Below are 21,833 nucleotides of genomic sequence, written 5' to 3'. Positions count from 1 at the left end.
CCCTCAAGTTCGCCCGCAGGAACGTGCGGTCCCAGGCCTTCGTTCCGAGGCGAAGGGCACGGCTGTTACCGCATCCGAGAGGAACCTGCCCGTCAGCGAGGCATTGCAGCGTCGAACCACCGGCACTCGGGAGCTGAACATGCTGGAAGAGTTGCGCGTACTTGCCCAACCGGGCGCAATTATCGCCGTTCCCCTGGTCCTGTTGCTGATGGCAGCAGGAGATGCGGCCATCGTGATCGCCGCCAAAGGCTGGCCATTCTGATCGGTTGGCGCGGTGAGGACATAGTCTCCCGGTTCACGCTCCCGATTGCCTGAACAGGAACCTTTGTAGGATGGACCGGTTCCGCCTCTGAAGCGGAGCACGCGAAGCGTCTATGCAGGTCTGGTTGCGAAGGGGTCTGGTGTTATGCATGCCCTACCTGCTGGTTGCGTGCGCCGGACGGCAGTCAGCGCTCGACCCGCAAGGGCTCCAATCCGAGCAGATCCAGCAGACGCTCTTCATCTTTCTCGCGGTCGCGGCGGTCGTATGGATCGCGGTCGTGATTGTGCTCGTCTTAAGCATGTTGCGTCGAAAGCGCCTGGCAATATCGATCGCCGCGGATCATCAAACCGAAGGAGTCAGCGAAAATCCACCCGCCAACCTCGGGCCCGATGCCATCCGGTCTCACCAAAAGCTTGTCCAGCGTCCCCGAAACACATTGAACGTAGTTGGCGGATCACACTGCGTCCCGCAGCACGAGGCGCGCGATGTTGAGCTGGTGAATCTGGCTGGTCCCCTCGTAGAGCCGGAACAGCCGCACGTCTCTGTACCAGCGCTCGATCGAGGAGTGATCGGCGATGTAGCCGGCACCGCCGAACATCTGCACGCAACGATCGGCCACGCGGCCGCACATCTCGGTCGCGAAATACTTGCACATCGACGCTTCGAGCGCGACGTCCTCGCCCCGGTCGCGCTTGCGCGCTGTTTCGAGGATCATCGATTGCGCCGCGAAGATCTCAGTGCGGCAGTCGGCGATCATCGCCTGCACCAGCTGATAGTTCGCAACCGGCTCGCCGAACTGGACGCGGCTGGTGGTGTGGCGGATGACCATGTCGAGCATCCGGATCGCCGGCCCGGTCGACAGCGCGGCCAGATGAATGCGCTGCTTGTTCAGCACATTCATGATGGTCTTGAAGCCCGCGCCCTCGCGGCCGCCGATCAGATTGGCCGCGGGCACCCGGCATTGGTTGAAATAGACGGCGCTGACGGGCGAGCCCGCCTGCCCCATCTTGCGATACGGCGAGCCGGTCACAAGGCCGGAACTGCCGCGCTCGACGATGAAAGCCGAGACGCCCGCCGCGCCCTTCGAATGCGGATCGCTTCGCGCCGTGACGGTGAAGACGTCCGCAAGTGGCGCGTTGGTGATGAAGCATTTCTCGCCGTCGAGAATGTACTGATCGCCGTCGCGGCGGGCGGTGGTCCGGACGTTCGAGGCCTCCGAGCCTGCGTCGGGCTCGGTCACGGCGAGGCAGCCGGTCCACTCGCCGCTGGCAAGGCGCGGCAGGTAGGTCTGCTTCTGCTGCTCGGTCCCGTCGGCGACGATTCCCTCTGAGCCGATGCCGGTGTTGGTGCCGACGCGGGCGCGAAAGGCGACCGAACATTGCGACAGCTCGAACGCCGCCAGGACGAGCTCCTCGGTGGTGAGCCCGGCCCCGCCATAGGCCTCCGGGATGCTCCAGCCGAAGAATCCCTCAGTGCGCATGGTGGCGACGATGTCCGTGGGGACCTCATCGCTGCTTTCAACACGCGCCTCGGCGGGAATGGCGACGTCGCGGACAAACCGGCGAACACGGTCGAGCAGCGCTTCGAAAGCAGCAGGGTCGCGGATCATGACATTGGCCTTCCGGTGCCGCTCATTCCTGGAGCGCCTCCTCGCGTCGCGCGCGGATCGTCGGTAGCATGATCAGGAGGATCGCGATCGCAGCCGCGGCCAGCAGGCTCGCCGAGAGCGGCGAGGTCAGCAGCACGGTGGCGTCGCCGCGCGACAGCACCATGGCCCGGCGGAAATTCTCCTCGATGGCAGGACCTAAAACGAGACCCAGCAACAGCGGCGCCGCCGGCAGCTGCAGCTTGATCAGGACGTAGCCGAACACACAGAACAATGCAGCCTCGTAGACCTCGAACGTTCCGCCGTTGATCGAGTAGACGCCAATCGAGCAGAACACCATGATCGCCGGGAACAGATATCGATAGGGAATGGTGAGCAGCTTCACCCACAGCCCGACCAACGGAAGATTGAGGATCAGCAGCATCAGATTGCCAACCCACATCGAGGCGATCAGACCCCAGAACAGGGTCGGGTTCTTCGTCATCACCTCCGGGCCCGGGTGGATGTTGTGGATGTTCATGGCGCCGACCATCAGGGCCATCACGACGTTGGAGGGAACGCCGAGCGTCAGCAGCGGAATGAACGAGGTCTGGGCGCCGGCATTGTTCGCCGATTCCGGTCCGGCAACACCCTCGATAGCGCCCTTGCCGAACTGCTCGGGATGCCGCGACAGCTTCTTCTCCAACGTATAGGATGCAAAAGACGACAGCACCGCGCCGCCGCCGGGCAATACGCCCAGCAGCGTGCCGAGCACCGTTCCGCGCAGCATCGCCGGCACCATGCGATGGAAATCGTCGCGGGTCGGAAACAGATTGGTGATCTTCTGCGTCACCAGTGACAACTTGTCGTCCTGCTCCAGATTCTTGACGATCTCGGCAAAGCCGAAGATGCCCATCGCCAGCGGTACGAAATCGAGGCCGTCGAACAGCTGGGGAATGCCGAACGCGAAACGCTGGCTGCCGCTGTTGAGATCAGTGCCGACGAGACTCAAGAGCATACCCAGCACGACCATGCCGATGCCTTCGATGAACGGACCGCTCGACAGCACCGAGGCGAGGATCAGGCCCAGGATCATGAGCGCGAAGAATTCCTTGGGACCGAACAGCAGCGCGGTCGCCGTCAGCGGGCCTGCAAGGGCTGCCAAGGCAAGCGTCGCCACGCATCCGGCGAAGAACGAGCCGATCGCAGCCGTCGCGAGCGCCACGCCGGCGCGGCCCTGCTTGGCCATCTGATAGCCGTCGATCGTGGTCACGACCGATGAAGACTCTCCGGGCAGATTGACGACGATGGCCGTGGTCGAGCCGCCGTATTGCGCGCCATAATAGATTCCGGCGAGCATGATCAGCGCGGCATCCGGCGGCAGCGCATAGGTGATCGGCAGCAGCATCGCGATGGTCGCGAGCGGCCCAAGGCCCGGAAGCACGCCGATCAAGGTCCCGAGCAGACAGCCGACGAAGGCGTAGAGCAGATTGGCGGGCTGGGCTGCCGTAGCAAAGCCGATCGCCAGATTGTGGAAGAGATCCATCGATCGGCTCACTCAGTTGAGAAGAGAAGGCCAGACGGGCAATGGCAACCCGAGGCCGTAGACGAAGATGGCCAGACACAGCGCGATCAGAACGGCCGTATTCGCCAGCGCACCCGTCCAGGTGAACTCGTGACTGGCCCGGCTCGACACCATGATCAGGACGAACAGGGCTCCGGCCAGGCCGAGCGGAAACAGCAGGGCGCCGAACAGGACGACGGAGCCGGTTACCCAGGCGAGTCCCTTGAAGTCCCATTTGCGCAGCACCTGCGATTCCGCGGTCGGCTTCAACGCACTGAAGATCACGACGAGACCGATGGCGGCGAGCACGATCGCGAGCAGGCGCGGGAAATATCCGGGCCCCATCTTCGCGGCCGTGCCCGCGGGATACGCCAGCGCCTCGACGAAGAAGAAGATCGCAAAGGCGAGGAACAGGGCGCCGGACGCGAAAGCCCTCTGATTGCGGATCGGTAATCCCTTCATTCCCGTCCCCCTCCCTGGGCCGATGCTTTCCCGTCCTCGCCTGCACCGGCCTTCGCAGCGCGCTCGTCGAGCGCTTCCATCAGAACCGGCACGCCGATCGCGCAGGCATGGACGCCGAGATGAGCCGTCATCTGGAGAACCTGAAGGATCTCCCGCTGCGCGATGCCGAGCCGCAGGGCGCGCCTGATCCGCACGCGCAGCCCATGCGGATTGAGCGCCGTGAAGCAGGCGTTCAACGCGATCGAGATCAGGCATTGCGAACGTTGGTCGAGACCGTCTCCGGCATGCCCGCCTGCGAGGAGATCCAGCAAAACAGTGAAATAGCCGGGATCGCGCCGCAGCCACTGCTCGCAGAAATCAGGCCAGTCCCCGAATTGTGCGACATAGGCATCACGTAGCGCGCGCTGCTCATCCGAGAGCTCGGGCTGGTCGACGTCCCGACCGACGCTCGCCAATTCCTCCGCCAGGATCCCGATGCCGAGATTGCAGCCGTCCAATCCCTGAGCCGTCGCGAGGCGGAACACGTCGACGATCTCGCGTGCCGTGGCGCCTTCCTGAAGCGCGAGGCGAAGATGGAGCGCGAGGCCGGAGCGAAACAGATGCGTCGACGAGCCGTCGAGCGCGACGTAGATCAGCTCGCACATTTTGGAAGACAGCGGTCCCGCGGCCGCGGGATAGCCTGCATATCTGCCATAGGTGTCGAGAAACCCGGGATCGAGGCGCAACAGGCCTTCCGTCCAGGGCCGCCAATAACCGCGTGCCTTGATGTAGGCCTCTTTCAGCACCTGTTGTTCCGGCGTCAGATGGGACATTGCAATCAACCGTCAGGCAATGTTGGTCAGGACGATCCCGCCATCGACGGTGAGCACCTGCGCCGAGATGAAGCTGCTCTCATCGCCCGCCAGAAAACAGATGGCTTTGGCGATGTCGTCGACCGTGCCGAGCCGGCCCAGCGGAGTCCGTTCGATCCGGCGCGCATCGAGTTCGGCGTTGCGGTTGCGCATGGTTCCTTCGGTCGGAATCGCCGAGGGCGCCACCGCGTTGACGCGGATGTTGCGCGCGCCGAGCTCGGCCGCGGCCGCGCGCGTGATGCCCATGACCCCGGCCTTGATGCCGCTGTAGACCATGCTGTTCTTGGCCGAGATCAGGCCGGCCACTGACGCCACGTTGACGATGGCGCCGCCGCGCTCGGCATCCATGACTTCGGCGGCGGCCTGGATCCCCCAGATCACCGCCTTGAAGCCGATGTTGAGCATGCGATCGACGGTTTCCGGGGCGATATCCGGAACGGATTGATAGCGGACCCAGGCCGCGTTGTTGACGAGGATGTCGAAACGTTTCTGCCCCTCCGCCAATGCAAGAACCGCCTGCCGCATGCCGTCGCGACTGGAGACGTCCTGCGTGACCGCGACCGCGTTGCCGCCTGCGGCCTTGATTGCGTCCACCGTGCTATCAACGAATTCCCGCTTCAAATCGTTGACGCCGACGATTGCGCCGCGCGCCGCGAGCTTCAGCGCGGTTGCGCGCCCGATGCCGTTTCCGGCGCCCGTGACGAGTGCGACGCGGCCCGCGAGCGTCTGATCCCTGATTTCGGTCATGGCTGTCTCCCTCACGCTCCTGCCTCGGCAAACGGAGCAATTTCCGATACGTAACGGCGGCCGAACGTCCTGATCAGGCCGCTGGCGTCGCCCTGTGCCTGGAGCGTGCGGATACGGCGCAGATGGCGATGCACCGGCACGTCCCAGGTAAAGCCCATGCCGCCATGGATCTGCAGAGCGCCCTCGCTGATCGAGCAGCCATAGGTCGCCGCTGCCAGGAACGCCGCATCGCGCTGCACTGGGCCGCCGTCGTCGGACAGGCTCCGCGTGATCGCATGACGGATGCTCTCGAGCGCGAGCTTCTGGCGCGCCAGCGCATGGCGAATGGCCTGGTTGTAAGACAGGGCGTGGCCAAACTGGCGGCGTGTCGAGGCATGCTCCTGTGCGAGCGACAGGCATGCTTCGGCCGATCCCAGGATGGCCGCGGCCCGGAGCACGGTGGCATCCGAGTTGAGCATGTCCCATGTGCCGGGCGGCAGGATCGAGCCAATGGGAACTTCGACCTTCTCCAGCCGCACCGTGTGCTCCGGCACCGTCAGATCGAGGCCCGCCGCCTCCTCCACCGCGACACCTTCGGCATCGCTCGCGATCAGCACTGAGGCGCCGTCGCTCATCCGCACCAGGATGTGGTCGACCTGCGTCGCGCAGGGCGCGCGGCCGAGCGAGCCGCTCAGCTTAAGCAACTCGCCCTCCCGTTCGGCGCGAGCCTCGCCCTGCCAGGCAATGGTGGCCAGTTTCTCGCCGGACACGATCGCGGCGGCAAGACGCGGCAGCGATGATTGCAGCACGCGGCCGACCAGAATGGTCTCCAGAAGCGGAAAGGCGAGCAATCCCGAATGCGCGGCTGCGATCACCGGCACCGCGAAACCAATCGACAGGGCCAGTCCCCCCACCTCCTCATCCGCGATGATTCCGAGCAGACCGTCACCGGCGAGATTTTGCGCCTGCTCGCGCACGCCCAAACCGGCACATGCGGTCACTGCGCGCGCCGCGGTCGCCGCGAACTCGTCGGGCTGAAGTGCTACCGCCATGCTCATCATCGTCCTCTTCGAAAACCCTTGCGACTACAATCGTTCACTAGGCGAGATATCCGCCGTCGACGGGCAGGATGACGCCATTGACATAGGACGCCATCGCCGAGGCGAGAAAAACCACCGGTCCCGCGATCTCGTCGGGCTGCCCCACACGCTTCATCGGCGTGCGCGCCATCAGGCCGGACAACCTCGCCGGATTCTCGCGGGTCATCTCGCTCATCTCGGTCGCGATGATGCCGGGCGCAACGGCGTTGACCCGAATGCCATCGCCCGCGAGATCGCGGGCCAGGGCCTGCGTGAACAGCCTCACCGCGCCTTTCGACGGAGAATAGCCGAGCGCACCATTCATGCCGCCGAAGGCCGCGACGGATACAACGTTGATGATGGAGCCGCGCGTCCTGCGCAGCGCCGGGATAAAGGCATGAACCACATTGAAGGTGCCGTTGACGTTGACGTCGAAGACCTGGCGCCAGTTCTCATGGGCGCGCGGGCTATCGATCGGCTCCCGGATGATGATGCCGGCATTGTTGACGATGACGTCGACGGGACCGACCTCCTCGTCCACACGCTTTGCCACGTCACGACACGCCGTGGCATCGGTCACGTCGAGCGAATAGGCCGCCGCTTCCTTGCCTCCGTCCCCTATCTCGCGCGCGGCCGACTCGGCGCGGTCCTGCCGTAGATCGGTCAAGACGACCCTCGCCCCGGCGGCAGCGACGCCGAGGGCGATGGCGCGTCCGATCCCCTGGCCCGCTCCCGTCACCACGACGAGACGATCCTTCAGCAGGCCCGCAGCTCCGCTCCGGCTGTCGGACATCAGCGGCTCCTTGCCGTTCGCGGCGAGACAACGCGAAGGATGACCATCACTTGCCTCGCGACAGCTGGAGGATGCGATCGGCGATGATCCCGAGCTGAATCTCGGTCGTACCGGCGTAGATCGTCTCAGCGCGGGCCTGGAGGTAGATAGCCTCGAAGCGTCGCCGCGCCACCTTGATCGCCGGGTTCTGCGGCAAGGATGCCTGCTGGAGCAGCTCGAGCGCGAGCGCGGCAAAGCGCTGATGCGATTCGCTCCAATAGAGCTTTGCAAGACTGCCGCGCGCGCCGATCTTGTCACCGCTCGCGAGCGCTTCGACGGCGGTCTCGACGTGCGCCTTCAGCACCTCGATCTCGACGGCGACCTCACCGAGCCTGACCGCGTAGTGCCTGTCCGCAACTATCGCCGACAACGCCGTATCAGCCTTGCAGGCCGAGATCAGATGTCGCAGCTCGTTCTCGAACCGCCAGGCGCGATACATGCGGTTGGTCGCACGCTCGATTTCCAGCACGCGGATCGCCGCGGCCCAGCCCTCGTCGGGCGCGCCGATCGCATCCGCTTGCGCGACCTCGACCTCGTCGAAGAAGACTTCGCAAAAGCTCTCGCGGCCGTCGATCGACTTGATCGTGCGCACGCCCACGCCCTTCGCATCCAGCGGCACCGCGAACATGGCAAGGCCGCGATGGCGGTCCTCCAGCGGTCCGGTGCGGGCGAGCACCAGGCAGCGCTGCGAGCGATATGCGCCGCTGGTCCAGATCTTCTGACCGTTGATCCGCCAACCGTCACCGCTTCGCGTCGCGCGTGTGCGGAGACCCGCAAGATCGGATCCGGCTTCGGGCTCGGAAAATCCCTGGCACCAGATGTTGCGCATCTCGAGGATCGCCGGCAGGAAGCGTCGCTTCTGCTCCTCGGTGCCGACGGCCAGAATGATCGGACCGGCGAGCTCCTTGCCGATCGAGTTGACGCTCTCCGGCATCGCAAGCCGGCCGATCTCTTGATTGGCGATGAGGTGTTCACGCAGCGAACGGCCATGCCCGCCATAGGCCTGCGGCCAGGTGATGCCGGTGAGGCCGGCGCGATACATCGCCGCCTCCCAGCCCACCGACTGCGGAAGCGAGGGCGGCGCGAATGCGGCGCTATCGCTGCGGAAGCTGGCGGGCAGATTGGCGCGCAACCAGCGATGCATCGCATCGCGATAGGCTCCGCCCGTCAGGTTCTCACCCGCGAGGGCTTGCGTCGGCACAGCTTCAACCACACTCATCGCCCGTTTCCCGTCTTCGCCGTCCGGGCCAGCGTGGCTGGCCCGGCTCCCTGTTCCCTACTGCGACTTGAGAAGATCGCAGGCGCTCTCCGATGCCGGCCGCCACGCATCCTCGGGCGCGATCGTGCCCGTGATGTCGTAATAGTCGTAGGCGTATTTGGATTCCGCCGGCGCCTTGATCCGCGCGACATAGAGCGGGCGCATGACCTGGCCATCGACCCTGATGCTGACATTCTTCATCTCGAAATCGTTGATCGGCGTGTTCTTCATCTGCCGCATCACGGCGTCGCCATCGTCCGAACCGGTGGCCGCGACAGCCTTCAGATAATGCGTGAGGGCGCTGTAGGTGGCCGCCTTGCCCTCGTTGAGAAGCTGTCCGCCGGTCGCCTCGGCATAGCGTTTGGCGAAGGCCCGGCTCTCCGGCGTCATGTCCCAGTAGAAGGGCGTCGTCAGCCGCACGTTCTGGAGATCCTTGAGGCCAATGCCATGCGTCTGGCTGATCATGAGGCCGAGAGGAACGAGCAATTGCTTCTTGGTCAGCCCGAACTCCTGTGCCTGCTTGATCGCGTTGGCGAAATCCGCGCCCGAATTGGCCAGCGCAATCGCCTTGGCGCCGCTGGCCTGCGCCGTCAGCAGAAACGACGAGAGATCCGACGAGTTGAGCGGATGCAGGACCGAGCCCACCACCTTGCCGCCGCCCGCCTCGATGAACTTGGTCGCATCCGCCTGCCACGCCTTGCCGAAGGCATAGTCCACCGTCAGGAAGAACCAGCTGTCGATACCCTGGGCGAGCAGCGCCTTCACCGTGGCTTTTGGCTGGGCATAGGTGTCGACCACCCATTGCGTCGTCATCGGCGAGCATTTGTCGTTGGTGAAGAACGAGCCCGCGGTGCCGGCCAGCATGTACGGCTTCTTGCGGTTCTTCATGATGTCCTGCACGGCAAGCGCGATCGACGAGGCCGAGCAGCCGACGATGGCATCGACACCTTCATTGTCGACCCAGCGCAGCGCGATGGCGACGCCGACATCGGGCTTGTTCTGGTCGTCGGCGATCACGAGTTCGATCTTCTTGCCACCAACTGTTCCCCCGAGATCGGCAACCGCAAGCTTTGCGGCCGCGACCGAGCCGAGGCCACAATTGTCGGCATAGGGACCGTTCTGGTCGTTCATGATGCCGATCTTGACGACGTCGCCGGAGATGCCCTGCGCGGACAGCGGCGCATTCATCAACAGCAAGGCAATCATGCTGAGCGTAGCAATCGTCGATCTCTTCACCGTTTCCTCCTGCTTTTGCTTTTTGCGTTTCCTCTGGGCCGGCTTTTGCGGCCTCTTGTGATTTGAGTTCAGTGATGCCCCCGGACGGGAGGCTTGCCGTGGGGGATCAGCAGCGCGTCGAGCGCCACGGCGCCCTCGCCCTCCGCGCGCAGCAGCAGCGGGTTGACGTCGATCTCCGCGACCGTGTCGGCATGCGCGGCGGCAAAGCGCGACAGCGCGGCAACGGCCCGGGCCGCGGCTGCGAGGTCGGCGCGCGGCCGGCCGCGCGCGCCGTCGAGCACCGCGAACGCCTTGAGCGATCGCAGCATCGTCATGGCCTGCGTCTCGCTGACCGGCGCCATCTGCACGGCGGAATCCTGGAGTATCTCCGCGAAGATGCCGCCGAGACCGACCATCACCACCGGTCCGAACACCGGATCGATGCGGCTACCGAGGATCAGTTCGGCGACGCCCTTGGCCATCGGCGCCACGATCACGCCGTCGATCGTCGCGCTGGGCGCCCTGGTGGCGACGCGATCGCGCATCTGGGCATAAGCGCGCCGACCTTCGGCTTCCGAGCCGACGCCCACGACCACCCCGCCGGCCTCTGTCTTATGCGGCAGATCGGGCGAGGCGATCTTCAGCACCACGGGAAAGCCGATCTCGGTGGCGGCACGTGCCGCCGCATCGGCATCCTGCACGAGACGTTCGGCCAGGACCGGAACGCCGGCATCGGCAAGCGCGCGCTTGGCCCCGAGTTCGTTGCGAAAGGCATCGGTTGCCAGCGGCTGCGCTCGCTCGACCGCCGCGGGCCTGTCCTGCGGACCCGTCGACGCTGCCTGCAATCGCACCAATGCAGCGATGGCTGCGCAACAACCGTCGAAGCGTTCCACCGTCGGAAAGCCAAGCCCGTGCAGCTCGGCCAGCGCATCCGCCGGACCGTCGACGCACAGGATGATCGGACGATGGGGGAATTGCGCCCGGATGTTGCGCAGCGTGTCCATATAGATCGAGCGCAGGCGCGGCAGATGCAACGAGAACGGCAGCGGCAGGATCACCGTATCGGCACGCTCGTCCGCCACGACAGCGGACATGATCTTCTCCAGAAGATCGGGCCGGCTCGACATCTGCGCGGTGGCATCGACGGGATTGCGGGCCGATGCGAACGGCACCAGATCCAGAATCCGCCGTTGCGTCTCCTGCCCGAGTTCCGGCAGCGTCAACCCGACGGCCTGCGCCGCATCCGCGATCAGCACGCCGAAACCGCCCGACGCCGTGAGGACCGCGACGCCGGGCCCTTTCGGCAGCCGGTCCGGCAGCAGGATCGATGCCGCGTGACCGAGATCGATGAGCTCGTCGATGCTGCGCACGCGCACCGCGCCGCAACGGGCAAACAACGCATCGAAGACGGCGTCCGATCCTGCCATGGCGCCGGTGTGCGAGGCTGCGGCGGCCTGGCCTGCCGCCGACGTCCCGATCTTCATGGCGATGACGGGCTTGCCGGCATCGCGCGCCTCTTCGAGCGCCGCGATCAGGCGCCCTGCGTCGCGGCAGGCTTCGAGGCAGCACAGGATGACCTTTGTGGCGGGATCACGGGCCATCCAGGCGATCCCGTCGGCGATATCGACGTCGCACTCGTTGCCCGTGGTGATGAAACGGCTGACACCGACGCCGCGCTCGCTGGCGAGGCGCATGGTGTAGCTGCCGAGATTGCCGCTCTGGGAGACGATGCCGAGCGAGCCGGCCGCCGGCATGCTGTGCTCGAGCACGATCGAGAACGTCGCGATGCTCTTCTCGGCGATACTGACGGCGCCGAGGCAGTTCGGTCCGAGCAGACGCATGCCACCGTTGCGCGCGGCAACGCGCAGCCGATCCTGCATGGTGCGCCCCTGCTCGCCAAGCTCGGCAAAACCCGACGAGAACACGACGACGCTGCGGACGCCTCGGGCGGCGCACTGCTCCACCGCCTCACCCGCACGCTCAGCGTCAACGGCGATGATGGCGAGATCCGGCGCCTCCGGCACATCAGCGACGGAGGCGTAAGCCTTGAGCCCCTGCACCATCGCGGCCTTGGGATTGACCGGATAGATATGCCCGGCATAGCCGTGCCGGCGCAGGAGATCGACCGGCCGGCCGCCGATCTTGGTCGCCTCTTGCGAGGCGCCAATGATCGCGATCGACCGCGGCGACATCAGCGCGTCGAGACCTTCTCCCGGCCGCATCTCAGCGCCCCTTGAACACCGGCGCGCGCTTCTCCAGGAACGCCATCCGCGCTTCCTTGGCATCCTCGGTCTTGGACAATGCCATCGTGATGTTCTGCTCGAAGCGATAGGCATCGCGCGGCGGCATCAGCTCGACCATGTTCGCCGCGTTCTTGGCGTACTCCATCGCGATCGGGCTCTTCGAGGCGATTTCCCGGGCGATCTTCATCGCTTCGGGGATCAGGTTTTCCTTGGTCGTGCAGGCCTCGATGATGCCGAGGCGATAGAGCTCGGCGGCCGGCACGCGATAGCCGGTGAAGAACATGCGGCGCATCAGCGAGCGACCGAACAACGTATTCAGCATGGCCGCACCACCGGCGAGCCCGACATTGATCTCGGGCATGCCGAACACGGCGTCCTCGCTGGCGTAGAAAATATCGCAGGAGGCCATCAGGCCGACGCCGGCGCCGAGCGCAACGCCGTTGATCGCCGCAATGACCGGCTTCGAGCACTCGCGGATGCAATTGCCGGTCTCGCGCGTGATCCGGTTGTGGCTGTGGAACGCGCCGATCTTCGCTGGATCCGGACGATCCTTCAGATCCGCACCGCTGCAAAACACCTTTCCGGCGCCGGTCAGGATCGCGACCCTGACGTCGCTGCGCTCGGAAATCTCGTCGAACACGGCCACGATGCGGTCGCGCATGGCGCGATCAAGCGCGTTCACGGGAGGACGGTTCAGCGTCACCAGCGCGATGTGATCCGATACTTCGAGGGTGACGATATCTGCTGACATTGGCTTCCTCCTGGACTTCTGTTCGTCTTGCTTGCGTTGATTTTGCTTGTCCTGACCGATCGGTCAGCCTTGAGCGCTGATACCACCGACTTCGATCGCTTGCAATATCCTGTTGATCTTCTATTGACCGACCGATCGGTCAGTCGTTAGATTTACAGCCAATCAAAGAAGCGACCTTGAGGAGGAACTCGCATGCCCAGGATCAGCCGGCGCCAGGCGACAAGTCTGATCGCCGGGTCCCTCGCCGCCCCGTTTGGCGCGCCCGCCATCGTGAGCGCACGCTCATCGCAGACTGTTTTCATCATCGTGCCCTACGCGCCGGGCGGCTCGATCGACAGCCTGATGCGCTCGATCGCGAAGGCGATGGCGGAAACCCTCGACCAGCCGGTCCTGGTCGACAACAAGCCCGGCGCCAACGGCATCGTCGGATCTCAATACGTGGCGCGCGCGCCCAAAGATGGATCGGTCCTGCTCGCGGGCGGCACCGGCCCGATTTCGCTGAACGTGCTGCTGCGCAAGGCCCTGCCCTACAAGCTCGAGGACTTCGCCTCCGTCGCCATGCTCTGCAACGGGCCGCTGTCGCTGACCGTCAACGCGAAGACGCCCGCCACCGACGTGAAGAATTTCGTCACCTATGCCAAGGGCCGCGACAAGCCGCTGTTCTACGCCACGCTCGGCCCTGGCAGCGTCACGCATCTGTTCGGTATCATGATGAGCAAGTCGATGGGATTTGCCGTCACCGAGGTCGCCTATCGCAACAATCCGGCCTCGATCATGGAGACGCTGTCGGGCGAATGCGATCTCAACTTTGCGACGCCCGCCGCCGTCATCGAGCACGCGCGCGGCGGCCAGCTTCGCATTCTCGCGGTCTCCTCGGACAAGCGCATGGCGAGCTTCCCGGAGATTCCGACGCTGGCTGAATCCGGCTATCCGGAGCTGACGGCTTCGTTCTGGACCGCGCTGCACGCGCCCGCGGGCACGCCGCGCGACGTCATCGCGCGGCTGAATGCGGCGGCCAACGCTGCGATGCAGAAGCCCGAGATCGCCAAGCAGCTCGAGACCGACGGCCTGATGGCCGATACTGGCGGGCCGGAGCGGCTCGACGCCCAACTGACCAAGGACGCCGCGCTCTGGGGACCGGTGATCAAGGCGCAGAACATCGTTCTGGAATGAGGCGGGGCTGCCGCCCGCCGGTCAGCGCGACTTGCGCCGGCCGGCCTTGGGCGGCTCCGCTCCGGGAAGCTCGACGAGCTCGCCGCTGCGCAGGCCGTTGAAGATCATATCGAAGAATATTCCCGCGATCTGCTCGGGCGTTGCGGACTTGTTTGGATTGTACCAGCGATGCATCCAGTTGAGCGAGGACAGGATCAGCCGACCGGTCATGGGAACATCGACCTTGCGGATTTCGCCGGCATCGATGGCTTCCTGGATCAGGCCACGCAGAAAGTTCTCGAAACGGTCGCGGCGCGTCAGCCGCTCCTTGTGCCTTTGACGATCGGGATCGTTCCAGAAGGCGGTCGTGGAGGCGATCCAGGCCCAGCGGTAGCGGCGGAAATATTCCGCTGTGGCGACCATGAAAGCGCGGATCTTCTGCGACGGCGGCCCGTCGGGAATGCGATCGCGCACGAACAGATAGAGCTCGAGCGTCGAGCCGACCGCCACGCGCGCGTAGATTTCATCCTTGTTGGAGAAATGATGGTAGAGCAGCGACTTGGAGATGCCGCAGGCGAGCGCGATGTCGCGCATCGAAGTTCCCTCGAACCCCTTGCTGGCGAACAGCCGCCCGGCCTCTGCGAGGATCTGGAGCACGCGGTCCGAGGCCTCGGCCTGGTTCGCAACGCCATCCTTCATCGTCGACAGTTCAGTCATGAGGTCCGCAATCCATTCGTCAGCCCGAGAGTCTTTAGAATGAAACTAGTTTTTCACCGACCGATCGGTCAAGCCCGACGAATCCCGCGCGAGGAACCATGAACACGGCCCGGATCACGCGCATCGGCGCAACAAAGGATCAGCTCGGCGAGAGCCCGGTGTGGGACGAGCGCCGGCAGCGCCTTTACTGGATCGACGCGCTGGCCGGATTGATCCGCACGCTTGATCCCCTCACGGGTGCGATCGAGCAGTTCAGCGTGCCCGCGCCGATCGGCTCGATGGCATTGCGAGACGATGGCGGCGCGGTACTTGCCCTGCGCAACGGATTTGCGGCTTACGATTTCGACACGCGCGCGGTGACGGAAGGTCCGTCGATCGGGCTCGACCACCCGAAGGTGCGCCTGAACGACGGCAAGGCCGATCTCTATGGACGCTTCGTGGCTGGCACGATGCATGGAGACCGCGCCGCGGACGAAGCGCCGCTCGGCGGTCTCTATCGCCTGGACGAGTCGGGTGCGCTGGAACTGCTCGAGACGGACCTCGCCGTGAGCAATGGGCCGTGCTTCGGCCCTGACGGCCGGACATTCTATCTCGCGGACAGCGCCAGGCGGATCATCTGGGCCTATGACTACAGCCAGCATGGCCCGCTTACGAACAAGCGCATTTTCGTCAACACGGAGGCGCAAGCCTCCGGTTGCGACGGAGCGACGGTCGACGCGGAAGGCCACCTCTGGTCCGTCCTCGTGCGCACCGGCAAGATCGCGCGATTTGCGCCTGATGGAAGAATCGTTCGGACAATCGACATGCCGACCCGTCATCCGACCAGCGTGACCTTCGGGGGGCCCGATCTCGATATTCTCTACGTGACGTCGATCTCGCGCAGCCACGCGCTGGCGGACGACCATCCGGACGCTGGCGGCTTGTTCGCCGTCGAAGGCCTGAGCGTTCGCGGACTGCCGGCGCACAGGTTTGCCCCGGACTAATCGGCCACTGATCGGCTCCTTGGACTACCGGGCCGATCTCTTGATCTGCTTCGGCACGTTCTCCGCCATGTAGTCCACGAAGACCCTGATCTTCTCGGGCAGATAGCTGCTCTGGAGAAACGTCGCGTAGATGCCTTCGTCGAAGGTGGAATTCGTGACCCGGAAGCCCGGCAGCAGACGTATCAGGCGCCTGCTCTTCAGCTCCTCCGCGACCGTGTAGTCGTCGAGCAGTGCGATGCCGTGCCCGGTGACGGCCAGATTACACAGCACCACGCCGTTGTTGCTGCCAAAGGACGACGGCACAGCGATCTCGCGCAGCTTGTTCCTGCGCATGAACTTCCAGACCACGTCGTCCGGGCCCATCCAGTAGGTCAGGCAATTGTGGCGGGTGATGTCCTCCGGCTCGCGCAATTTCGGCATCCGGCCGACATAGTCCGGCGACGCCACGAGAATCCGCTCGCTCCCCAGGAGCCTTCGCTGCATGAGAGCGGGGTCCGTCGGCGCCTGGATCTGGAAGTCGACGTCGAATTCGTCCTCGCGCAACTGGGGACGTCGCTCGGACAGGCGCACCTCCACCTTCAGCTCCGGATAGAGCTTCTGGAAGCCCGGGATCAGCGGCGTGAGCACCTTGATGCCGAACAGCGTCCGCGAATGCACCCGCAGCGTTCCGCGCGGCGCGGTCTGCAGCGCGAGTGCCGCGGCTTCCGCATCCTCGATGCCGTGCAGCACCTGCTCGGTCCGCTGGAAGAAGATCTTTCCGGCGTCGGTCAATCCGAGATGGCGCGTGCTGCGATTCAAGAGCTGCACGCCAAGCTGCGCCTCGAGCTCCCCGACATAGCGCGACACGGATGCCGGCGAGAGCCCGACCCGACGGCCGGCCGCGGAAAAGCTGCCCTCGCGAACGGCGCTGACGAACAATTCCATGGCCTGGAGGCGGTTCATTCGATCTTTTCAGATTTTGCAAAGGACATGCTCAGATTACGTCAATTGTTCGAAAAAGCTCAAGGCCATAAGTTGATGAGAACGCGTCGCAAGAGCGAGCGAGACAAGCAAACCGGCGGAGGACGCGACCAATGGAATTCGGCGTATTCATCCTGGCGCAGCAGCGCGGCTATCATCAAACCTCGCAGCAGGTCATCAACAATGCCGTCGAACAGACGGTTGCCGCCGAGCACGCCGGCTTCGATACGGCCTGGTATGCGGAGCACCATTTCAACAATTACAGCCTGTGCCCCTCGCCGCTGATGATGGTCGCGCATTGCGCCGGCCTGACCAAGCGGATCCGCCTCGGCTCGGCCGTCTGCGTGTTGCCGCTGTACAATCCGGCGCGGCTGCTCGGCGAGATCGGCTTTGCCGACACGGTCTCGAACGGCCGCCTCGATCTCGGCATTGGCTCAGGCTACCAAAAATTCGAGTTCGACCGCTTCGGCGTCGACCTCGACCATTCGCACGCGCTGTTCGCCGAATTCTACGACGTGCTCCAGGCCGGCATGCGCGAGCGCATCTTCTCCTATTCCGGCGAGCACCTGAAGATGCCGCCGACCGCGATCGCCGTGCGCACGGTACAAACGCCGATGCCGCCGATCTGGGTCACGTCGGGACACGGTGAGACGCTCGGCCGCGCCATTCGCGACAACCACAATCTGTTCGTCACCGCGCTGCTGAACGGCCTCGACGCCATCAAGGCCCTGCGCGAACGGCTCGAGGGGATCGCCGCCACGGAAGGCCGATCCATCGACGACACGCATTTCGGCTTCCTGCGCTGCGCCTATGCCAGCGACAATGACAGCGAGATCCAGTCGTATCTGGACAATGCGCGCTTCCAGCGCCGGCTCTCCGAGAGCCTGAAGTTCCGCCGCGCCCAGAGCGACGACGGCTATCTGATCAAGGAGGAAGCCGGACCGAACGACATGAGCCTGGAGACGATGCGCAGCAACCTGCCCGTCGGCAGCGTCAACCAGGTGATCGACCGCATGCTGGAGGAGATCAGCATCCTCAAGCCGACCCACATCGCGCTTCAGACCCAGCTCGGGGATTTCGATCAGCGCACGATGCTGCGCCAGATCGAATTGTGGGGCAGCAGGATCATTCCCGCGATCCGGAAGGAGCTGAAGTCCGGCCGCAGCAGGGTCGCGGACGAAGCGGTCTCGGCGTAAGCGCAACCGGGCGCGCGAGGTTCGGGAGGTCCATCATGGGATATCAGATGTCTCAAATGACCGATGTCCGCTCTGTCGAGGCTGCCGAATTCCGCCTGGCCATGCGCAACCTCGCCAGCGGCGTTGCGATCGTGGCGACGGGATCGGAGGCGGCACGGCGCGGGCTGACGGTCAGCTCCGTCACCTCGCTGTGCATGGATCCGCCCTGCCTGCTTGTCGGCGTCAATGCGAGCTCCGAAACGCATGCCGCCATCCTCGCCAACGGCCGCTTCGGGGTCAGCCTGCTCGGCAGGGGTCAGGAGGATCTGGCCCTGCGCTTCGCCGGCGGTGCGAAGGGCATCGACCGGTTTGCGACGGCCCCATGGGAGCAAGGCGTCCTCGACGTGCCGTTGCTCGAACCGGCGATCGGCGGATTGGAGTGCGTGCTGCACCATCACCAGATGGTCGGCACGCACGGTCTCTTCATCGGCAGGATCGTGGCCACCCGCGGCGGCAATGGCGATCCCCTGGTCAATTTCCAGGGGGCGCTGCGCGCGCTGCCGCAAGCATAGTCGCCCCTTGATGCCAATCCTGGATCAGCACTAGGCCCGCTGAAGGTGTAGGAAGGAGCGCCATTGTGATCATCGAATGCCTGGACGGCAGTGTCGTCCGACTGATCGAACCGAACGACTTCCGCAGGTTCAAGCTCGTGCTGCACGCCGGTGTCCGCACGGATACCCAGAGCTGGAACGGCATCACGCTTCTCGATGATCGTGATGCGCTCGTCTCGATCGATCTGGTCCCGGCCCTCGCGGGTCGCCCCGATGATGCAACCTGGGATCTGCAATATGCGGAGATGGTGGCCAAGGCCCGCGAGCATGGCTGGATCGATTCCGAGCGACAGGCGATCCGCGCTCACGTTGAACGAATACCTTAGTCGTCACCCGCGACATTCGTGCACGTTCTCGAACTGACCAGCGATCGCCTCGGTTCGCAGCACCCCGATCTGCCTCTGTTCGAACGCCGGCAATTACTTACGGTCGCCGTCTTCTTCACCGTGGCTTCCTTCGTCGGCTGGCGCTCGGCATCAGCATTTCCTCCGGCCAGCTGCAGCCTTGCGCGGCTTCTTGGCCGGTTAGGCGGCCCTTGCGGACGGAGGCTCCTGATCGACGCTTCGCCGCAGCGGCGCCATAGCGCCCGACGGGGCTTTTGACGACTGCGACCTCATCAGATTCAGGGCGTGGGCGGCGCGGCACACGACGGTGATCGATTGCGGCGAATGCCGGCTCACGGCGGCCTGACAGGCTGCCCGTTCGCTGCCACCGACCCCGATCAGCTACGCAAGGAATCCAGATCGGCCATCGCCGTCGAGATTCGCTCGATCATTGCGAGCGTCGTCGCCTCCGACTGCATGGCCGGCAACAAGGGCGAATGGCACAAGGTGATCGTCCACATCAGCAGCGCATGCACCATCTGCTGCCGATAGTTGAGGAAACTTCGATCGAAGTTCGGCATCGTACCTGTCAATCCCGCGAATCGGTCGAGATAGCGACGGAGCAGGTCCTTCTCCCAGTTGCGGCGGTCGTCCGGTGTCAGCGCCGCCGTCACGGCATAGGAAAAGTCCCGGGACCAATGACCGCGGGCAAGACACTGCCAATCGCACAGGCCCATCCTTCCGGCCTCGGTGCGATACCAATTGCCGATATGCACGTCGGAATGGATCAGCCCCTGCGGCTCGTTGTCGTGAACGGCAAGCGCCTGCACAGCGGCCGGCCAGACCGCATCACGCCGCGCGAGCACGCTCTTCGGGATGACGTGGGCGGCGACGTCGAACGCCTTCCGGGTGTAGTGCTCGAGGCTCATCTTTTCCGCACCGATGGTGAACCAGCGCGGATAGCTGGCCACCCACGGATACCGTGCCGAAAGCTCGCTATCGCCGTAGAAGCGCGCATGCAGTGCGGCAAGCACATCGATCATGTCCTCCGCCATCTCGCGATCGACGTAGGTCGTGGAGTTGCAAAAGCTCGCCGATTTGGTTGCGACCATGTCCTCGAGGAGAAGAATCGAGGCGTAGGTCTGACGATCAAACGCCGCGTGATAGCCGATCGGCGCTTCGATATCGAGCTGCGGCCGCAGCTGCATGTAGAAGCGACCCTCGACCCGCGCGGTGCCGTTAAAGCCGCCGATCATACGTGTGACGACGCTCGGCAGCGACTTCGTGAACATCGACCGCGGCAAGCCCGCGCGCTGGCCCGCGTCATTGTAGCTGACGATCAACTGGTGGCGCTCGTGCGTCCCGGCGCTCGCAGGCTTCACCACGACGTCGGTGACGACAGCGCCAGGACTGTCCTGGCAGAGCACGGCAGTCAGCCACTCCGGCGTGACGGCGCCCGGCGAGCACGGAACATCCTCGGCGCGGCGGGCCTTCGGTCGCACCAGCCGTTCGAAGGCCACGCGTCCGCCAATCCTGAGCGCAGCCAGTGCCGTTGCACCCGACGCAGCCATGGTCCCTCCCTTCGCCGGTAATCGGCCGCACCGCTTGCGACGCTCGCCCGACATTTCGTACGCTTACGTACTACCTGAACCACAATCGCATCGACGTCAAGGCGACTGCGGCCCTGGAATGCGGGCTCGCCAACCAACGCTCTCCCTGTTGCGGCGCGATACATTGCGCGGCCTTTGGCGGCCGACACATTCTGCATTTTCCGGCTTCCAAAATATCGTACTATAGTGTACTTATATTCCGATAATCAAGAAGCGATAGGGGAGCCAGCATGAGAACTTCGATTTTGGTGAGCGCTTCAGTCCTATTTCTAACCAGCACAGTCATGGAGGCCGGCGCCGCCGAGAAGCAATACGGCCCGGGTGTTACCGACACTGAGATCAAGATCGGCCAGACCGTTCCTTATAGCGGGCCGGCGTCCACTTTCTCGAGCTACGGCCGCGTGATGACCGGCTACTTCCAGATGCTGAACGAGCAAGGCGGGATCAACGGCAGGAAGGTCAACATGATCTCCCTCGACAACGCATTCAGCCCGCCAAAGGCCATCGAACAGACCCGCAAGCTGATCGACGACGACGGCGTTCTGGCGGAGGTCGGCACCGTGGGCACCGTTCCCAACGTTGCCGTTCAAAAGTACCTCAACCAGAACAAGGTGCCTCAGGTCTTCATCTCGGCAGGCGGCCGCCGCTTCAACGATCCGCAGAATTTTCCGTGGACCGTTCCGTTCTATCCGCCATTCGAGATGGAGGGAGCCACGTTCGGCAAGTTCATTCTCAAGAAGCTGCCGAACGCGAAGATCGCCGTGCTTTACCAGAACGACGACTATGGGAAGGACTACCTCACGGGCCTCAAGGCCGGCTTGGGCTCTGATGGGCAGGCGAAGATCGTGGCGGAAGCTTCCTATGAGCTCAGCTATCCGACGATCGACTCCGAGATCCTCAAGCTCAAGGCATCAGGCGCAGACACGCTGGTCTACTTCACGACGCCGAAATTTGCCGCCCAGGGCATCAAGAAGGCGAACGAGCTGAACTGGAAGCCGGTCCAATTCCTCGCCAGCCCGGTCAACTCGATCCAGGGCGTACTGACACCTGCCGGGCTCGACAACGTCCAGGGGGCCTATACGACCCAATTCGCCAAGCAGGCCAACGATCCCGGCTGGGCCGAAGACGCCGAGGTGAAGGATTACGTCGCCTTCATGAAGAAATGGGCCCCCAACGACAGCCCGAACGACTTCATTGCGCTGTCCGGCTACATCAATGCACAAGCCATCGCGAAAGGCCTGCAGCGATGCGGCGATAATCTGACCCGGGAGAACCTGCTCGCGCAGGCCACGAGCTTCAACAAGGAGCGGGTCGGCATGCTGCTTCCGGGAATCGAGCTCACCAACTCCAAAGAAAACTACGCCCCTTACCGCTCCTTGCGCATGGCCACTTTCGACAAAACGTCCTGGAGGCTGCTCGACGAGTAGAGGTGGCGATGGCCTGCCGCGAGACGCGGCAGGCCCTGCACGCCGAC

General features: G+C 64.4%; 21 protein-coding genes. 7 read left to right on the top strand and 14 right to left on the bottom strand.

Annotated elements, in window-relative coordinates:
* Nucleotides 1–139 precede the first annotated feature (139 nt).
* A complete protein-coding gene (locus IVB26_RS42995; protein WP_256468924.1) occupies nt 140–262 on the top strand; it encodes a hypothetical protein in 123 nt (40 codons plus the stop codon).
* Nucleotides 263–716: 454 nt separating this feature from the next.
* Here IVB26_RS42995 and IVB26_RS16665 read toward each other — a convergent pair whose 3' ends face one another.
* The 11 genes from IVB26_RS16665 to IVB26_RS16615 all read right to left on the bottom strand — a co-directional run bounded on the left by IVB26_RS16665 (nt 717) and on the right by IVB26_RS16615 (nt 12,828).
* The gene (locus IVB26_RS16665) at nt 717–1,871 is read right to left on the bottom strand and encodes an acyl-CoA dehydrogenase family protein (RefSeq protein WP_247972646.1); all 1,155 of its coding nucleotides are present in this window, start codon (nt 1,869–1,871) and stop codon (nt 717–719) included.
* Nucleotides 1,872–1,893: 22 nt separating this feature from the next.
* Nucleotides 1,894–3,393 (bottom strand): tripartite tricarboxylate transporter permease, encoded by a 1,500-nt coding sequence (locus IVB26_RS16660; protein WP_247972645.1) that lies wholly within the window; start codon nt 3,391–3,393, stop codon nt 1,894–1,896.
* Nucleotides 3,394–3,405: 12 nt separating this feature from the next.
* On the bottom strand, nt 3,406–3,873 hold the full coding sequence (locus tag IVB26_RS16655) for a tripartite tricarboxylate transporter TctB family protein (protein ID WP_247972644.1): 468 nt from the start codon (nt 3,871–3,873) through the stop codon (nt 3,406–3,408).
* Nucleotides 3,870–4,685 (bottom strand): carboxymuconolactone decarboxylase family protein, encoded by an 816-nt coding sequence (locus tag IVB26_RS16650; RefSeq protein ID WP_247972643.1) that lies wholly within the window; start codon nt 4,683–4,685, stop codon nt 3,870–3,872. Before IVB26_RS16650 ends, IVB26_RS16655 begins: the two co-directional genes overlap by 4 nt.
* A gap of 12 nt (nt 4,686–4,697) precedes the next feature.
* Entirely contained in the window at nt 4,698–5,471 is a 774-nt protein-coding gene (locus IVB26_RS16645; RefSeq protein ID WP_247972642.1) for an SDR family NAD(P)-dependent oxidoreductase, read from the bottom strand.
* 11 nt (nt 5,472–5,482) lie between these two features.
* Nucleotides 5,483–6,502 (bottom strand): acyl-CoA dehydrogenase family protein, encoded by a 1,020-nt coding sequence (locus IVB26_RS16640; protein WP_247972641.1) that lies wholly within the window; start codon nt 6,500–6,502, stop codon nt 5,483–5,485.
* A gap of 46 nt (nt 6,503–6,548) precedes the next feature.
* On the bottom strand, nt 6,549–7,322 hold the full coding sequence (locus tag IVB26_RS16635) for an SDR family NAD(P)-dependent oxidoreductase (RefSeq protein ID WP_247972640.1): 774 nt from the start codon (nt 7,320–7,322) through the stop codon (nt 6,549–6,551).
* 46 nt (nt 7,323–7,368) lie between these two features.
* Entirely contained in the window at nt 7,369–8,580 is a 1,212-nt protein-coding gene (locus tag IVB26_RS16630) for an acyl-CoA dehydrogenase (RefSeq protein ID WP_247972639.1), read from the bottom strand.
* Nucleotides 8,581–8,637: 57 nt separating this feature from the next.
* The gene (locus IVB26_RS16625; protein ID WP_247972638.1) at nt 8,638–9,855 is read right to left on the bottom strand and encodes an ABC transporter substrate-binding protein; all 1,218 of its coding nucleotides are present in this window, start codon (nt 9,853–9,855) and stop codon (nt 8,638–8,640) included.
* 68 nt (nt 9,856–9,923) lie between these two features.
* Nucleotides 9,924–12,056 carry an acetate--CoA ligase family protein gene (locus IVB26_RS16620; RefSeq protein WP_247972637.1) on the bottom strand — a complete coding sequence of 711 codons (2,133 nt, stop codon included), beginning with the start codon at nt 12,054–12,056 and terminating at the stop codon, nt 9,924–9,926.
* Between the two features lies 1 nt (nt 12,057).
* The gene (locus tag IVB26_RS16615) at nt 12,058–12,828 is read right to left on the bottom strand and encodes an enoyl-CoA hydratase/isomerase family protein (RefSeq protein WP_247972636.1); all 771 of its coding nucleotides are present in this window, start codon (nt 12,826–12,828) and stop codon (nt 12,058–12,060) included.
* A 192-nt stretch (nt 12,829–13,020) separates the two neighbouring features.
* On the opposite strand from IVB26_RS16615, the gene IVB26_RS16610 reads away from it, so the two are divergent.
* Nucleotides 13,021–14,001: a Bug family tripartite tricarboxylate transporter substrate binding protein gene (locus tag IVB26_RS16610; protein WP_247972635.1), complete on the top strand. Its 981-nt coding sequence runs from the start codon at nt 13,021–13,023 to the stop codon at nt 13,999–14,001.
* 21 nt (nt 14,002–14,022) lie between these two features.
* Here the strand turns inward: IVB26_RS16610 and IVB26_RS16605 are convergent, their stop codons facing one another.
* Nucleotides 14,023–14,697, bottom strand: coding sequence for a TetR/AcrR family transcriptional regulator (locus tag IVB26_RS16605; RefSeq protein WP_247972634.1), 675 nt, complete (start codon nt 14,695–14,697; stop codon nt 14,023–14,025).
* A 98-nt stretch (nt 14,698–14,795) separates the two neighbouring features.
* Between IVB26_RS16605 and IVB26_RS16600 the strand changes: the two genes are divergently transcribed.
* Nucleotides 14,796–15,680 carry an SMP-30/gluconolactonase/LRE family protein gene (locus IVB26_RS16600; protein ID WP_247972633.1) on the top strand — a complete coding sequence of 295 codons (885 nt, stop codon included), beginning with the start codon at nt 14,796–14,798 and terminating at the stop codon, nt 15,678–15,680.
* A 24-nt stretch (nt 15,681–15,704) separates the two neighbouring features.
* On the opposite strand, the gene IVB26_RS16595 is transcribed toward IVB26_RS16600, so the two are convergent.
* Nucleotides 15,705–16,622 carry a LysR family transcriptional regulator gene (locus IVB26_RS16595; protein WP_247972632.1) on the bottom strand — a complete coding sequence of 306 codons (918 nt, stop codon included), beginning with the start codon at nt 16,620–16,622 and terminating at the stop codon, nt 15,705–15,707.
* Between the two features lie 131 nt (nt 16,623–16,753).
* On the opposite strand from IVB26_RS16595, the gene IVB26_RS16590 reads away from it, so the two are divergent.
* From IVB26_RS16590 to IVB26_RS16580, 3 genes are all read left to right on the top strand, one after another.
* Nucleotides 16,754–17,836 (top strand): LLM class flavin-dependent oxidoreductase, encoded by a 1,083-nt coding sequence (locus IVB26_RS16590; RefSeq protein WP_247972631.1) that lies wholly within the window; start codon nt 16,754–16,756, stop codon nt 17,834–17,836.
* A 47-nt stretch (nt 17,837–17,883) separates the two neighbouring features.
* Complete coding sequence (locus IVB26_RS16585; protein ID WP_247972630.1) at nt 17,884–18,387, top strand: flavin reductase family protein; 504 nt, start codon at nt 17,884–17,886, stop codon at nt 18,385–18,387.
* A gap of 65 nt (nt 18,388–18,452) precedes the next feature.
* A complete protein-coding gene (locus tag IVB26_RS16580) occupies nt 18,453–18,752 on the top strand; it encodes a hypothetical protein (protein ID WP_247972629.1) in 300 nt (99 codons plus the stop codon).
* A 395-nt stretch (nt 18,753–19,147) separates the two neighbouring features.
* Here the strand turns inward: IVB26_RS16580 and IVB26_RS16575 are convergent, their stop codons facing one another.
* On the bottom strand, nt 19,148–20,320 hold the full coding sequence (locus IVB26_RS16575; RefSeq protein WP_247972628.1) for an aminoglycoside phosphotransferase family protein: 1,173 nt from the start codon (nt 20,318–20,320) through the stop codon (nt 19,148–19,150).
* 287 nt (nt 20,321–20,607) lie between these two features.
* Here IVB26_RS16575 and IVB26_RS16570 point away from each other — a divergent pair, with 287 nt between their 5' ends.
* Nucleotides 20,608–21,786 carry an ABC transporter substrate-binding protein gene (locus IVB26_RS16570; RefSeq protein WP_247972627.1) on the top strand — a complete coding sequence of 393 codons (1,179 nt, stop codon included), beginning with the start codon at nt 20,608–20,610 and terminating at the stop codon, nt 21,784–21,786.
* Nucleotides 21,787–21,833: the final 47 nt, after the last annotated feature.

Origin of the sequence: Bradyrhizobium sp. 195 (assembly GCF_023101665.1) — a bacterium.
Lineage (GTDB): Bacteria > Pseudomonadota > Alphaproteobacteria > Rhizobiales > Xanthobacteraceae > Bradyrhizobium.
Note: the sequence above shows the minus strand (reverse complement) of the source record. Positions and strands in the feature narration are given on the sequence as shown.